The organism is Streptomyces dioscori (assembly GCF_003024195.1).
GTDB lineage: Bacteria > Actinomycetota > Actinomycetes > Streptomycetales > Streptomycetaceae > Streptomyces > Streptomyces dioscori.
This window is the reverse complement of record NZ_KZ679064.1, coordinates 312-14,465: the sequence shown is the minus strand read 5'-3', so window position 1 is coordinate 14,465 and position 14,154 is coordinate 312. Positions and strand designations below refer to the sequence as shown.

Genomic DNA, 14,154 nt, shown 5'->3' with positions numbered 1-14,154 from the left:
TGAGGTTCGGACCGTCACTGCGAGGTGGGGGTGGCGTCCGGGTCCTCGGGGTCGGGGCGGTTCGTGTTGACCGTGCCCGGCTCCCCGGGGGACGGCCGTGACGTGGTGTTGATGTCACCGGTCGCCTCGGCGGGCGGCGCCGAGCTGGGAACCACTCCGGGGACAGGTGCCGCCGGACCGGACGGGCTGGCCGTGGATCCGACCACCGAGTCGTTGGCGATCGCCTCGAAGTCGACGGCGCCGGTCTTCTCCAGCACCGTGATGTGGTCGAGCACGGTCTGGTTGGTGTCCGAGGCGAGCTGTCGCACCAGCGTGTTGCGCGTCTGGTTCCGGACCGTCCCGATCGCCGGGAAGATCTTGCCGTGCGCGGAGCGCAGCAGGTTCGCCCACACCTTGGGGTAGTCCGCGTCGCTCGCGTTGGTCATCTGCTGGAGCCAGCCCTGCTGCTGCTCGTTCGGCTGGTTCGGCAGTTCGACGCCGAGTTCCCGAGCGACCCCCCGCACCCGCTTGTCGAGGTCGGTGTGGCCGACGATCAGGTGGTCGGCCGCTTCCTTCATCGCGGGACTCGGATTGCGTTCGAGGGCCTGCTGCCCGGCGGGCAGCTCCCACAGACCCGCCAGCCGCACCCGGACGATCAGGTCACGGTCGGTGGCGGTCAGCGGCCCCCACTTCGTCTGTACGGTCCCGGCGGCGAGGTTCGCCGGTCCGGTCCCGGCGCGGTCGGCGTACGACCACACGGGGAACGCGAGCGCGCCGAGCGTTCCGACGAGTGCCACGATGACGAGGGCCGTACCGTTGATACGCCGCACAGGTGCCTCCGGGTTTTTACCAACTGGTCGTTGGGAATCTGTACTTGGCCAGCGCCGGAAGATACGTACGGGACGGCGGACCTGTTCAATGGTTCGTGTCTGCTGTGTCACAGACCTCACACGGCTGAGCCACAGTCCCGCGCCAGGCCCTACGCCGCGGCCGGCCACTCCTCGGGCGTACGCCCCAGCAGGCGCAGCGTCTCGTCCAACGGGCCGGCCCCGGCGGGCACCGCGAGGGCCTGCGCGAACGGGCGGCCGGGACCTCGCCCGGCCGGATCGTCCGGCACGAGACGGGCGATCACCAGCCCGGCCTCCAGGACCGGCTCCGGCAGTTGCACCGCGAGCCCCAGCGAGACGGCCACGTCCCAGGCGTGCACCACGTGGTCGATGAAGTGGAACCCGATCGCACGTGACCCGGGCAGGGCCAGACCCAGCTCCGGCAGGACGAACTCCCGCTCCTGGACGCCGTTCGCGGCGAAGGCGGCGAGCAGCGCCGTCACGGCCTCCCGGTGGATCCGCGACGGCTCGCCCCGCTCCTCCTGCTCCCGCCAGTACGCCGGATCCGCGCCCGCGCCGCGCGCCGCCGCCGCGAATCCGCGGTGCTGGGCGGTCATGTGGGCGACCAGCCGCCGCAGATCCCAGCCCGCGCAGGGTGTGGGCCGCGCCCAGTCCTCCGCGGTCGCCGCGTCGACGAGGCGCGAGGTCTCCAGGACCGCGATCCGGTCGAGCGCCACGATGCCGAGCGGGTCCGTCACGGCCTCTCCCCGGTGATGAAGTGCCGCGCGTACGCCCAGGCGTCGGCCTCGTCGAACCGTTCGGTCGTGTGGAGCGCCGAGCGCAGCACGCCCCGGCCGCGGTGGGCCCGGACGATCCGCAGGTGGTCCGGCCGGCCGACGAACTCCTTGAGGGCCGTCTCGTCGGTCCAGACCGAGACGGACCCGGAACGCCGGCGCGCCGGGTCGGTCCACAGCCACATGCCGATCGCGCCGGGCGTCCCGGGCCAGGTGCGGCGCAGTCTCAGCCCCGCCAGCGCGACGGACCAGGACTGCGGGTGGGTGGTGGCGGTGAAGTCGGTGACGCTGATGACGGCCGGACCGCCCTGGGCGTCGGCGCGCGGGCCCGGCTGCCAGGGCGAGCGGAGGAGGTGAAGGGGCATGGTCGGAGTATAAAAGTAAGCGAACGGTCGTGCTACTTGTTTCGCGTGATCGGGGAGGTAGTCGGCCACCACGTCAACAGGGCCTCAGATCAGGGGATTTCGGACGCCGAGGCCGGTTCGGGTACCGACGCCGGTTCAGGCGCCGGCACAGGTTCGGGTGCCTGGGCGGGATCGCGAACCGAGACGGCATCGCGTACCGACGCAGGATCGGGTACCGATGAAGGCTCGGTCGCCGCCATGCGCAGCCGGGTCGCGATGGCGACGCGCGCCCGGCGGTAGGCGGCCGTCTCGTCGTGCAGGACGGAGACGGCGTTGGCGGTCTCCATCAACGCGACCAGCTCGAAGGCGAGTTGCGGCACGTCCGTGTCGGCGCGGAGTTCACCGAGCTCGCGTGCCTCGGTGATGACGCGCTCCACATGGCCCGTCCAGGCGCGCTGGGCCTGGGCGACCGCGTCGTGCACGGGGCCGGTGCGGGCGTCGAACTCGGCGACGACCTCGTAGAAGAAGCATCCGCCGGGGAAGACCCGGTCCCGGGAGTAGTCGAGCCAGTACTCGCACAGCCGCCACAACCGGCGCACTCCGGCGGGGACTTCGGCCGCCGGAGTGACGACCCGCTCGACGTGGATGCGCGCAGCCTCGCGCACGGTGGCCAGTTGCAGCTCCTCCTTGGAGCCGAAGAGGGCGAAGACCCCGCTCTTGCTGAGCCGCAGCTCGGTCGCGAGACGCCCCACGGAGAGGGCTTCCAGGCCCTCGGCGGAGGCGATGTCGACGGTACGGCGGAGCACCGACTGCCGTGTGCGGTTGCCCCGTTCGACCCTGCCGTCCAGTCGTGTCATCGCCCGTCCTTCCACGGACTGTCCATCCTCCGCCTACCGCCGGTCGAGACGCAGGGCCGGATGGTCGGCGACCACCGTGCACGAACCAGGGGCGATCTCCGTGAAGCCGGCGTCACGGACCAGCGGGAGGCCGCTCGTGACCAGGCGTTCCCACCGCTCGCCGTCGGCCGTGCGGACGGCGAGCGGGAAACCGGCCTCGCGCCAGGCCGTGCGGTCCTCGCCGGACAGCTCCCACCAGGCCAGCTGGGCGCCGTGGCCCGCCTGGGCCATCGCCTTGCCCGCCGACATGTCCAGGTCCGGGCTCAGCCACAGCACGGGCGTCGCCGCGTCGGTGTCCGCGGGCGGCTCCGGGTCGTCGAGGTCCGTGCCGGACACCTGGAGGCGGGCCAGGTCCTTGGGCCAGCCGTCGAGCGGGACCGGGGGGAAGACACGGACCTCGGCGGACTTGCCGGTGACGGTGATGCCGGGCAGGGCCTCCGCGCGGCGCCACTCCGCGCCGCGGGCCCTGCGGACGACCTTGCGGATGCGGGCGTCCTGCCAGTCGTGGACGGCCTGCGCCCACTCGCCCTCGCCGAGCGAGCGTTCGTCGCTGAGGAGGACCAGGACGGCTCGGGCGGCGGTCTCCAGGGCGTCCGTGCGGGCGGGGGGTTCGTCGCGTTCGATGCGGGCGACCAGGGGCAGTACGAACTGCGGTGCGTCGTCGCGGGGGGTGCGGTCGTGCTGGAAGGGGTTGTGCTGTGTTCCGTCGCTGCTCACGTGCACCAGTTTGCCAGCCGGGGGGTGGGGGTGTCGGGGGTGGTGACGTGCGGGTCCGTCGGGGCTGGTCGCGCCGTTCCCCGCGCCCCTAGAAGACTGCGCAGTTCCCCGCGCCCCCGGACGGGGCGCGGGGAACTGCGCAGTCTTTTACGCCGCGTCCAGGCGGGTCAGTTCCTCCGGGGACAGGGACAGGCTCGCCGCGGCGACGGAGTCGCGGATCGTCTCCGGGCGCGAGGACCCCGGGATCGGGATCGTCACCGGCGCCTTCGCGAGGATCCACGCCAGACACACCTGCTGCGGGCTCACCCCGTGGTCACCCGCCACCTCCGCGAACACGGCGTAACGCGACCCCAGTTCACCCGCCTTCGAGATCCCGCCCAGCGGACTCCACGGCAGGAACGCGATGCCGAGTTCCGCGCACAGCTCCAGCTCCGGCTCGCTGGAGCGGAACGCCGGCGAGAACTGGTTCTGCACGCTCACCAGCCGTCCGCCGAGGATGTCGTTCGCCAGCCGGATCCGGTCGGGGTCCGCGTTGGAGACACCCGCGAACCGGATCTTCCCCGCGTCCAGCAGATCGCGGATCGCGCCGACCGACTCCGCGTAGGGGACCTTCGGGTCCGGCCGGTGGAACTGGTAGAGCCCGATGGCTTCGACTCCGAGCCGTTCCAGCGAGGCGTCGCACGCCTTCTTCAGGTACTCCGGCGAGCCGTTCAGCGTCCATGAGCCGTCGCCCGGACGCAGGTGGCCGCCCTTCGTCGCGATGAGCACGTCCGAGGTGTCGCCGCCGTACGAGGCCACCGCGCGGGCGATCAGCGACTCGTTGTGCCCGACCTCGTGGGCGTCCCGGTGATACGCGTCGGCGGTGTCGAAGAGCGTCACGCCCTCGTCCAGCGCCGCGTGCACGGCCGCGACCGAGCGCGCTTCGTCCGGGCGCCCCTCGATGGACATCGGCATCCCGCCCAGACCGATCGCTCCGACCCGGACGTCACCGATGGTGCGTGTCTGCATGGGGGCTCCTCCTGGGGGTTCGTTCGGTACGTCCCAGCCTCCACCGAGACGTTTTTGCCGTCCAACAAGAGAATGCGATCGCTTTGAGAGCCCCGGGCGATGAATCGCGTTCCGGTCTCAGGCGTCCGGCCGGATCAGCTCCGACACCTTCACGAACCGGTAGCCGCGCTCCCGCAGCTCCGGGACGATCGTCCGCAGGGCCTCCTCCGTCGCCGGAGCGGCGCTGCGCGTGCAGTGCATGACGACCACGGAACCGGGCCGTACGCCGTCCAGCACCTGCCGCGCCACCGCCCCCGCGTCCGTCGCGAACGCGTCCCCGCTGACCACGTCCCACTGCACGGCCGTCACCCCGGTGCCGCTCAGCGCCTTGAGCGCCCGTCGGTCGTAACAGCCGCCAGGGAAGCGGAAGTACGGCATCGGATGCTCGATCCCCGCCGTCCGGAACGCGGTGAACGCCCGCTCCACGTCCGCCCGCATCCCCGACGCGGGAACGGTCGGCAGCCCGTAGCAGTCCTCGGTGAAGGCGTGATGGCTGTAGGAGTGGTTCGCGACCTCGAAGAGCGGATCGCGCCCGATGGCCCGCGCCTGACGGGGGTACTCCTCGGCCCAGCGCCCCGTCATGAACACGGTCGACGGCACCTTCAGCCGCCGCAGTGTCCCGATCAGCCGCGGGTTGTCGAAACGCTCCCCGGCGGCGGCCCGCGGCCCCTGGTCGGCCGTCATGTCGGCGTCGAAGGTCAGAGCGACCGTCCTGTCGTGCGCCCCGGCCGCCTTCATGAAGACGGGGGTCAGTCCGCCCGGGCCGGGGGCGAGCGTGGGCGGCGGGGAGGGTGTACCGACCGCGCTCGCGGGTGCGGGGACCGTGGCGGCGCGGGGGGTGCCGGGAGCGCCGCACGCCGCGAGGGCGACCGCGCCCGCCGTCGTCAGCGCGCAGGCGGCGGTGGCCGCGGTGGCCCTCTTCAGGAACAGGAAGGTGTTCACGCGGGCGACATTAACCGGATGAATAGGAAAAACCGGTTATATCACCCCTGATCGGTGTTGCTCAGCCCTCCTCCTGCAGCCGCTTCCGGCACTCCTCCACATCGAAGTCCGGCCGCGGATACTGCGGGTCCAGCGCCGTCAGGTGCTCCAGCAGCAGCCGGCTGATCGCCCAGTTCCGGTACCACTTGCGGTCGGCGGGGATCAGATACCAGGGAGCGGTGTCCGTGGAACAGCGTTCGAGGGCGATCTCGTACGCCTCCTGGTACGCGGGCCACAGGGCCCGGTCGTCGATGTCCGACGGGCTGAACTTCCAGTGCTTGTCCGGGTTGGCGAGCCGGCGCAGCAGACGCAGGCGCTGTTCCTCGAACGAGATGTGCAGGAAGCACTTGATGACGGTCGTGCCGTCGTCGGCGAGGGCCCGCTCGAAGTCGTTGATCCGGTCGTACCGGGACTCGATCTCGGTGCGCGGGGCCAGCTCCCGGACCCGGCCGACGAGGACGTCCTCGTAGTAGGAGCGGTCGAAGATGCCCAGCTCGCCGTGGTGGGGGAGCTGCCTCCTGATCCGCCAGAGGAAGTCGTGCTCCAGTTCCTCGGGGGTCGGCGCCTTGAAGCCACGGACCCGGCAGCCGACGGGGTTGAAGAGCCCGATGACGTGTTTGACCGTGCCGCCCTTGCCGCTGGTGTCCATGCCCTGGAGGACCAGGAGGACCCGGCGGTGATCACCCGCGGTGCTGGCCGCCCAGAGGCGTTCCTGCAGTCCGGCGAGGGGTTGCGCCATCCGGGTGATGGCGGCGAGACCGTCGGCCTTGGACCTGGGCGCCGTCGCTCCGCCGGGGGTCGCCGAGGCGTCGTACGAGGAGAGGGAGATCCGTTCGCCGACCGGCAGACGCAGTGCGTCGCGGATGGCGACGGCGCTCTCCCCGGCCCGGTGTGCCCCGGCCCCGACGTCCTTCGTGCCCTTCCTGCCCTTGCTGTCCTTCTTGGCCATCGCGCATCCCTTCGGGGCGGTTCCTACGATCCTGCGCCGCGGGGGCGGGGGCCGCTACCCGCGGCGCACCCGCCCCCGACCCGGCGGCCGTCATGGCCGCCGGGTGCCCACCAGGGCGCAGGTCACTACCTGCTCCAGGGCCCCGTCACCGCGAACGTCGTCCCCGGCGTGTAGCAGTTCACGTACATCGTCCGGCCGTCGGGCGAGAAGGTGACGCCCGCGAACTCGCCCCACTCCGGGGCGTCCGGCGTACCGATGTCCTGCCGGTTGCGGGCCATCGGATACACCTCACCGCGCCGGGTCACGCCGTACACGTGCTGCGCGCCCCCGCCGTCCTCGCACACCATCAGGCCGCCGCTGGGGGCGAGGCAGATGTTGTCGGGGGACTCGCCGGGCAGCTGTACGTCGGTGTCGGGACCGAAGACGATCACCAGGGTGAGCCGGCGGGCACCGGGGTCGTACCGCCAGATCTGCCCGTAGTGGTCGGCCGCGGAGCCCTCGCTGCTGTGCGCGAAGGAGGACACGAAGTAGACGGACGAGCCGCCCCAGTAGCAGCCCTCCAGCTTCTGCGCGTGGGTGATGCCCTTGGGTCCGAAGTCCTGGTCGCGGATGGGGGTTTCACTCGCCAGCGGGTCCGGTACGTCGACCCACTCGATGCGGTCGAAGCTCGCACCCGTCTCCTGGATCGAGGAGAGGTCCGGGACGCCCGGTACGCGCATCGCCTGGAGTCTGCCGCCCGCGCGGAGCGAACCGCGGCCCCCCTCCGGCTTGTTGGGCAGGAAGCGGTAGAAGAGGCCGAAGGGTTTGAGGAAGGCGTCCTCGGTCTCGTAGACGACGCCGCGCTTCGGGTCGACGGCGATCGCCTCGTGCTGGAAGCGGCCCATCGCGGTCAGCGGCACGGCCCCGGTGCGGTGGGGGTCCACCGGGTCGACCTCGAAGATGAAACCGTGGTCCTTGGTGTAGCCGTTCGTGCCGGCCTTGTCCTCGGTCTCCTCGCAGGTCAGCCAGGTTCCCCAAGGGGTGGGCCCGCCCGCGCAGTTGACGGCCGTACCGGCGATCGCGACCCGTTCACCGACGACTTTCCCGTGGGCGTCGAGGGTCAGCGCCGTACAGCCGCCCTTGCCCGCCGGGTCGTAGGTGAGGCCGTCGACCGTCGGGACGCCGATCCTGCCGGTGACGCGGTTCTCGTGGTTGCGGACCAGGTGGACGCGGCCGTGTCTGCCGGCGAAGGCGGACATGCCGTCGTGGTTGCTCGGCACCTGGCCCTCGCCCGAGCGCAGTTCGTCGCCCTCGCGGGACAGCACCCGGTACCGGAAACCTTTCGGCAGGTCCAGCAGACCGTCCGGGTCGGGGAGCAGGGGGCCGTATCCGGAGTGGCCCAGCGCGGCGGCCGTACCCGTGAAGAGTTCCGACACGGCACCGGTGAAGGCGATGCCGACTCCCAGGGCTCCGGAGCGGGCCAGCACTTCGCGTCGTGTTGCGGGCAGTCGTGATGCGGACATGGGGCAACCTTCCTGTTGGCGGACAGGAGTACGTGACCCGCTTGTGTGTATCACGTGGTCACGATCACGTGAACCACGCGCGTAGCGTGGCGTTCCCGCGGGCCGTCGGACGACCCGGACAGCCCGAAGGCCCGGTGCGGGACTCGTGGGGAGTTCCGCACCGGGCCCCGGGGTGAACGGTTCCGGTTCAGCTGCCGGTGCCTACGGAGGCAGTGCCTACGGAGCCGGTGCCTACGGAGCCGGCGTGGTGACCTTCACCGGCTCGGTGCCCTTCTCGCTGTGCCGCTGCGACCAGTTCTCCAGTGCCGTCCGGCACGCGTGGTCCAGGTGGTGCAGCCCGGACAGGTCCACCGTCACCGGACGGTCCTTCGGCAGCGCCTCCAGGTCGTCCAGTATCTTCGGCAGCCGCAGGAAGGTGGCGTTGCCCGACAGATACGCCTGTACGGGCCCCGCTCCCTTGTCTATGACCTCCAGCTTGATGTGCGAGGCCTCCCACGCGGTCTTGGCGACGGCGAGCGCGAGGCCGATGAGCACACCCTCGAACATGTTGACCGCGACGATCGACACGGCCGTGACCACGAGGATCAGCGCCTCGCCCCGGTGTCCGCGCCACAGTGCCGCGATCGAGCGCAGCGGGATCAGCTTCCAGCCCGCGTGCACCAGGATGCCCGCGAGCGCGGGCAGCGGGATGTAGGCGAGCACGGACGGCAGCAGCGCCGCGAACAGCAGCAGCCACACCCCGTGCAGCACCCGGGACGCCTTCGTACGGGCGCCCGCGGACACGTTCGCCGAGCTGCGCACGATCACCGCGGTCATCGGCAGCGCGCCGAGCAGCCCGCAGACCGTGTTGCCCGCGCCCTGCGCCATCAGTTCCTTGTCGTACTGGGTGCGCGGCCCGTCGTGCAGCCGGTCCACGGCGGCGGCGCTGAACAGCGACTCCGCCGACGCGATCAGCACGAACGCCAGGATCGTGCCGAGCACGCCCACGCTCGCCAGCCCGCCGACGGCTTCGAGCCCCGGCAGCTGGATGGAGTCGAGCAGCCCCCGTACCTCCACCGTCGCGACGGGCAGGTCGAAGGCCAGGGTCGCGAGCGTGGCGAGCGCCACCGCGGCCAGCGCCCCCGGCACCGTACGGACCTTGGCCGGCAGGTGCTTCCACAGCACGAGTACGGCGACGGTGGCGGCGCCGAGCCCGAAGGACGTCAGCGCGGTGGTGGAACCGGCGGAGTCGGCGACCAGCCCGGGCAGGCCGGCGAGCTTGTCAAGACCTGAGGCCGGGGCCTCGGCGCCGGCCACCGAGTAGAGCTGGCCGGCGATCAGGACCAGGCCGATGCCCGCCAGCATGCCCTCCACGACGGCCACCGAGATGGCCCGGAAGTAGCGCCCCAACTTCATCGCGCCCATGGCGAGTTGGATCAGACCGGTGGCCAGGACGATGACACCGAGCACGGCCAGTCCGTACTCGCGTACCGCCTCGAAGACCAGCACGGTCAGACCCGCGGCCGGGCCCGAGACCTGCAGGCTGCTGCCGGGCAGCAGCCCGGTGACCAGACCGCCCACGATGCCGGTGATCAGGCCGAGTTCGGCGGGCACGCCCGACGCCACGGCCACGCCCACGCACAGTGGCAGCGCCACCAGGAAGACGACGAGCGAGGCGGCGAAGTCCTGCCGCAGGAAGGGGAATCGAGGGTGCCGGCCCGGGTTGGTCCCGCCGTCGGCCGCGGGGGTGCCCGTCGCGGCGCTCACAGTGCCTCGAAGGAGTCGGAGCGGACGTCGTGCGCGAGGACGGACCCGGTGTGGACCTCGTAGAACCAGCCGTGCAGGCGCAGTTGACCGTCCCTCAGCCGCCGTTCCACGCACGGGTACGAGCGCAGCCGCAGGAGTTGGGTCAGGACGTGGTTCTGCACGGCCTCGGCGACGGTCGGATCCTCGGTGGCGCCGTCGGGGCGCGGGGTCGAGTGCGCGAGCCAGTCGCGGACGGCGGGTACGGCGGTCAGGTCGTCGCCGCGTACCAGCGCGCCGACGGCGCCGCAGTGGGAGTGACCGCAGACGACGACGTCCGTGACGCCGAGCACCTCCACCGCGTACTCGACGGTGGCGGCCTCGCTGGTGGGCTGCGAAGAGGTGTGCGGGGGGACGATGTTGCCTGCGGTGCGCAGTTCGAAGAGTTCACCGGGCCGGGCTCCGGTGATCAGGGCCGGGACGACCCGCGAGTCGGAGCAGGTGATGAACAGGACCTGCGGGGACTGGCCTTCGGCGAGACGGGCGAACTCCTCCGGGCGGTCCGCGGACTGCTTGCGGAAGGAGCGTGCGTGATCGATCAGGGGCTGCATGTGTCAGTTCCTCCTGGCGCGCATATGCGAGCGCGTCGGCGTACAAAACGGAGCGCATGCGGGTACGGCGACATGACCCCACGTCGACGCGCTCGGCGGACGTGGCGTGGTGAGGGGTGGGTCAGGTCGGAGTCGCTTCGTGCCCGGTGTTCAGGTCCGAACCGGTGCTCTCAGCAACGGAAGACCTGGAGCGCCGCCGACGAGTGGGCGCCCGAGGATCTCGTCGTACGGTGGTGCGCCGCGGGGGCCGCGGTGTGCGACGGGTCCTCGTGCACGGCCGCCACGTCCTTGCAGAGCAGCAGGCGCGCGGCGGCGGGGGCGACGTGGTCCGCGACCCGGATCCGGTCGCGGGTGCGCAGGGGACCGGTCGGGCCGTGCGAGTGCGAGGTGTCGCCACAGGTGACGAACTCGGCCCTGGCTTCGGGGACGTGCCAGGTGCCTTCCCCGGGGCCGGCGAGTCGGGGTGTGTGCGCGGATGCGAACGCGGGTGCGAACGTTGTGGTGGTGGCGGAGAGCTGCAGGGCCAGCAGGACGGCGGCGAGAACGGCGAACAGTGTCCGGACCGTCGTACCTCGTCGCATGGGCCCCCTCTCGGCCGGTTCTCAGATCAGGTATTCCCTTGTTGACACGAACGTTAACGCGGGAAGTTGTTTGCTGGGTTAACTTAACGTTTCACCCTGAAGAGAGCCTGAAGAGGGCCGAAGAGCGTCGATGGCAGGCCGGAAATCGCCGAGCGACGGGCAGCGCACCGAGTGGCGGGCAGGGGCGGGCGGCGGGACGGTCAGTCCTGTACGAGCCCCTTGGCGTCCCGGGCCAGCGCCGTGAGCCGGGAGATCGCGCGGAAGTACTTCTTGCGGTAGCCGCCGTTCAGCATCTCCTCGCTGAACAGGCGGTCGAACGGCATCCCCGAGGCGAGCACCGGCACCTCGCGGTCGTACAGCCGGTCGGCGAGGACCACCAGCCGCAGCGCGGTGGACTGGTCCGGCACCGGCTGGACGTCCGTGAGGCAGACCGCCTCGATCCCGTCCGTCAGCGCGCCGTACCGGCTGGGGTGCACCCGGGCCAGATGGTCGAGCAGATGCGGGAAGTCGTCGAGCGAGGCGCCCGGAGTCGCGTACGCGGCCTTCGTGACCTGCTCCTCCGAGTACGGGGCCGGGGCCTCGGGCAGTCCGCGGTGGCGGTAGTCGTCGCCGTCGATGCGCAGCGACCTGAAGTGGGCGGACAGGCCCTGGATCTCACGCAGGAAGTCGACCGAGGCGAACCGGCCCTCGCCGAGCTTGCCCGGCAGGGTGTTGGAGGTCGCGGCGAGCGCCACGCCCGCCTCGACCAGCCGGGCGAGCAGGCTGGACACCAGGACGGTGTCACCGGGGTCGTCCAGCTCGAACTCGTCGATGCAGAGCAGCCGGTGGCCGCTCAGCGTCTTGACGGTCTGCTGGAAACCGAGGGCGCCGACCAGGTTCGTCAGCTCCACGAACGTGCCGAAGGCCTTGAGCGCGGGCTCCGCCGGGGTCGCGTGCCAGAGGGAGGCGAGCAGGTGCGTCTTGCCGACGCCGTAGCCGCCGTCCAGGTAGACACCGCGGGGGCCCGCCGGGGCCTTCGCGGGCTTCCTGCCGAAGCCGAGCCCGAGGAAACCGCGCTTGCCCGCGTCGGCCGGTGCCCCGCCGAGACCCGCCGCGAAACCGGCCAGGACCCGCACGGCCTCGGTCTGGCTCGGCTGGTTCGGATCCGGGATGTAGGTCTCGAAACGGACCGAGTCGAAGCGCGGTGGCGGCACCATCTCGGCGACCAGCCGGTCCGCGGGGACGCGCGGCTCGCGGGCGCACAGGGACGACGGGGTCGCGTCGGCTATCGGGCCGAATCCGGAGGCGGTGGTGGAGGTTGACACGGTTCCCCACTCTACGTCTCGTGCCAGACTGCACGACATGCGACGCCTGTTCCCTGTGACCGACGAGACAGCAGCCCCGGCCGGAGCCGAGCGGGAATGGGAGCTCGACGAACTGGCCGAGGCGTACGCCTATCCGGTGGGCGTCGCGGGATCCGGCGCGGGTGTTGCGGGACCCGACGGGGGTGTCGTGGGCGGCGGCGCGGATGCCGTCGGATCCGCTGGGGCCGACGCGGGATCCGCTGAGGCTGCCGGGGGCTATGGGGGCTCTGGGGGCTCCGAGGGGTCCGAGAGGTCCGAGAGGTCCGCGGAGGCCGGGCCGTGGCTGCGGGCCAACATGGTTTCCACGCTCGACGGGGCCGCCCAGCACGACGGGCGTTCGCAGCCGATCTCCTGCGCCGCCGACATGCGGATCTTCGGCACGCTGCGCGGACTCGCGGACGTCGTGATCGTCGGTGCGGAAACGGTACGGCAGGAGGGTTACCGGCCCGCGCGGGCCCGCGACGACTTCGCCGCGCGCCGGGCCGCGGCGGGACAGGGCCCGGCGCCCGCGATCGCCGTGGTGAGCGCGAGCCTCGACCTGGACTTCTCGCTTCCGCTCTTCACCTCGCCACTGCTTCCCACGCTGCTGCTCACCGGGGCCGCGGCGGCGCCCGACCGGATCGCCGCCGCCGAGAAGGCCGGCGCGCGGGTCGTGATCGCGGGCGACGGCACGGGGGTGGACCCCGTACGGGCCGTTCGCGCGCTCGCCGACCTGGGCCTGTACCGGCTCCTGACGGAGGGCGGGCCACGGCTGCTGGGCCAGCTGGTCGCGGCCGATGTCCTCGACGAGCTGTGCCTGACGGTCTCCCCGATGCTCACCGCCGGGGACGCCCAGCGCATCGCGGGCGGTCCGTCCCTCGCGGTGCCGAAGCGGTTCGAACTGGCGTCCTTGCTGGAGGAGGCCGGGTTCCTCTTCAGCCGTTACCGCCGGACCTGATCAAGGAATCGGGTCCGGACAAAGTAGTGGAATCGGCTGTTCCGGTTAGCTTTCGCCGGGCACACTGAAAATCGCAGTCCCCGTGCGGTCACGGGGCAGGATGGTTTCCGCAGGGGTCTACGAACGGCCCACGGACGAGAAGGGCGTTTGTCGTGTTCACGAGCGTATTGATGATCGAGAAGGCCCTCACTTCCGCGGACGTGGAGTTCGTCACCACCTTGCACGGAGAGGAAGGCGTCGCCTTCCACGTGCTGCTCCAGCCCCGCGGCGACCAGGCGGACCGGCTCCTGCGCGCGATCGACGACGTGGCGCTCGGCGAGCTGGACGAGGCGGCCCGCGAGAACGAGACGCCCGAGGGCGCGGAGGCGGTCGGGCAGGGACAGCGGGCCCTGGAGGTGTCACTGGTGGCGCTGCGGGCCACGGGCAGTGAGGCGCGGGGGCGGCTGATCGAGGAGCATCCGCTCGACGCGTTGAAGGGGCTCGTCGACGAGGTGGGGGCGGACGAGGTCATCGTGCTGACCGATCCGCACTACGTGGAGGAGTTCTTCCACCGGGACTGGGCGTCGCGGGCGCGGCACAAGGTGGGGGTGCCGGTGCTGAAGCTGTTCTCGCACAGCAAGGTGTGACGCTTGCCGCTGATTTGACCGGGTGCGCGGGTTCGTCGTCCGCGGGTCGGATGAGGCCGGCCGCGCCGTTCCCCGCGCCCCTGAAAAACCGCGTTCGTCTGCGGGACGGTGGGGGCTGGCCCAAAGGATTGCGCAGTTCCCCGCGCCCCTGGAGACGCCGGTCGTCTGCGGGTTGGTGGGGGTTGCTCGCGCCGTTCCCCGCGCCCCTGAAAAACCGCGTTCGTCTGCGGGATGGTGGGGGTTGGCCCAAAGGATTGCGCCGTTCCCCGCGCCCCTGGAGACGCCGGTCGTCTGCGGG

General features: G+C 71.6%; 14 protein-coding genes and 1 pseudogene. 2 read left to right on the top strand and 13 right to left on the bottom strand.

The genetic code is table 11. The features are described 5' to 3' along the window. Positions 1-14: 14 nt before the first annotated feature. From C6Y14_RS41580 to zapE, 13 genes and pseudogenes are all read right to left on the bottom strand, one after another. On the bottom strand, positions 15-809 hold the full coding sequence (locus tag C6Y14_RS41580) for a DUF4142 domain-containing protein (protein WP_107022138.1): 795 nt from the start codon (positions 807-809) through the stop codon (positions 15-17). Between the two features lie 149 nt (positions 810-958). Next, the gene (locus C6Y14_RS41575; protein ID WP_107022137.1) at positions 959-1,564 is read right to left on the bottom strand and encodes a TIGR03086 family metal-binding protein; all 606 of its coding nucleotides are present in this window, start codon (positions 1,562-1,564) and stop codon (positions 959-961) included. Next, complete coding sequence (locus C6Y14_RS41570; RefSeq protein WP_107022136.1) at positions 1,561-1,965, bottom strand: hypothetical protein; 405 nt, start codon at positions 1,963-1,965, stop codon at positions 1,561-1,563. Before C6Y14_RS41570 ends, C6Y14_RS41575 begins: the two co-directional genes overlap by 4 nt. A gap of 209 nt (positions 1,966-2,174) precedes the next feature. Beyond that, positions 2,175-2,801: pseudogene (locus C6Y14_RS41565) on the bottom strand (TetR/AcrR family transcriptional regulator); the annotation flags it as partial. Positions 2,802-2,834: 33 nt separating this feature from the next. After that, positions 2,835-3,563 carry a peptidyl-tRNA hydrolase gene (locus tag C6Y14_RS41560; RefSeq protein ID WP_404828921.1) on the bottom strand — a complete coding sequence of 243 codons (729 nt, stop codon included), beginning with the start codon at positions 3,561-3,563 and terminating at the stop codon, positions 2,835-2,837. 141 nt (positions 3,564-3,704) lie between these two features. Further along, complete coding sequence (locus C6Y14_RS41555) at positions 3,705-4,565, bottom strand: aldo/keto reductase (RefSeq protein WP_107022133.1); 861 nt, start codon at positions 4,563-4,565, stop codon at positions 3,705-3,707. A gap of 117 nt (positions 4,566-4,682) precedes the next feature. Then, positions 4,683-5,546 carry a polysaccharide deacetylase family protein gene (locus C6Y14_RS41550; protein WP_404828920.1) on the bottom strand — a complete coding sequence of 288 codons (864 nt, stop codon included), beginning with the start codon at positions 5,544-5,546 and terminating at the stop codon, positions 4,683-4,685. A 61-nt stretch (positions 5,547-5,607) separates the two neighbouring features. After that, entirely contained in the window at positions 5,608-6,534 is a 927-nt protein-coding gene (locus C6Y14_RS41545; RefSeq protein WP_107022132.1) for a PPK2 family polyphosphate kinase, read from the bottom strand. Between the two features lie 125 nt (positions 6,535-6,659). Further along, a complete protein-coding gene (locus C6Y14_RS41540; protein ID WP_107022131.1) occupies positions 6,660-8,036 on the bottom strand; it encodes a PhoX family protein in 1,377 nt (458 codons plus the stop codon). Between the two features lie 231 nt (positions 8,037-8,267). Next, entirely contained in the window at positions 8,268-9,782 is a 1,515-nt protein-coding gene (locus C6Y14_RS41535) for a SulP family inorganic anion transporter (protein ID WP_107022130.1), read from the bottom strand. After that, positions 9,779-10,369, bottom strand: a complete 591-nt coding sequence (locus C6Y14_RS41530; RefSeq protein ID WP_107022129.1) for a carbonic anhydrase — start codon at positions 10,367-10,369, stop codon at positions 9,779-9,781. The genes C6Y14_RS41535 and C6Y14_RS41530 overlap by 4 nt, the downstream gene beginning before the upstream one ends. A 170-nt stretch (positions 10,370-10,539) precedes the next feature. Then, entirely contained in the window at positions 10,540-10,950 is a 411-nt protein-coding gene (locus tag C6Y14_RS41525; protein WP_107022128.1) for a hypothetical protein, read from the bottom strand. Positions 10,951-11,150: 200 nt separating this feature from the next. Continuing rightward, entirely contained in the window at positions 11,151-12,293 is a 1,143-nt protein-coding gene (gene zapE / locus C6Y14_RS41520; RefSeq protein ID WP_404828918.1) for a cell division protein ZapE, read from the bottom strand. Between zapE and C6Y14_RS41510 the strand changes: the two genes are divergently transcribed. Beyond that, entirely contained in the window at positions 12,292-13,230 is a 939-nt protein-coding gene (locus tag C6Y14_RS41510; protein WP_225891541.1) for a pyrimidine reductase family protein, read from the top strand. The genes zapE and C6Y14_RS41510 overlap by 2 nt on opposite strands. Before the next feature lie 152 nt (positions 13,231-13,382). Further along, positions 13,383-13,856 (top strand): indole-3-glycerol phosphate synthase, encoded by a 474-nt coding sequence (locus C6Y14_RS41505; RefSeq protein WP_199855052.1) that lies wholly within the window; start codon positions 13,383-13,385, stop codon positions 13,854-13,856. Positions 13,857-14,154: the final 298 nt, after the last annotated feature.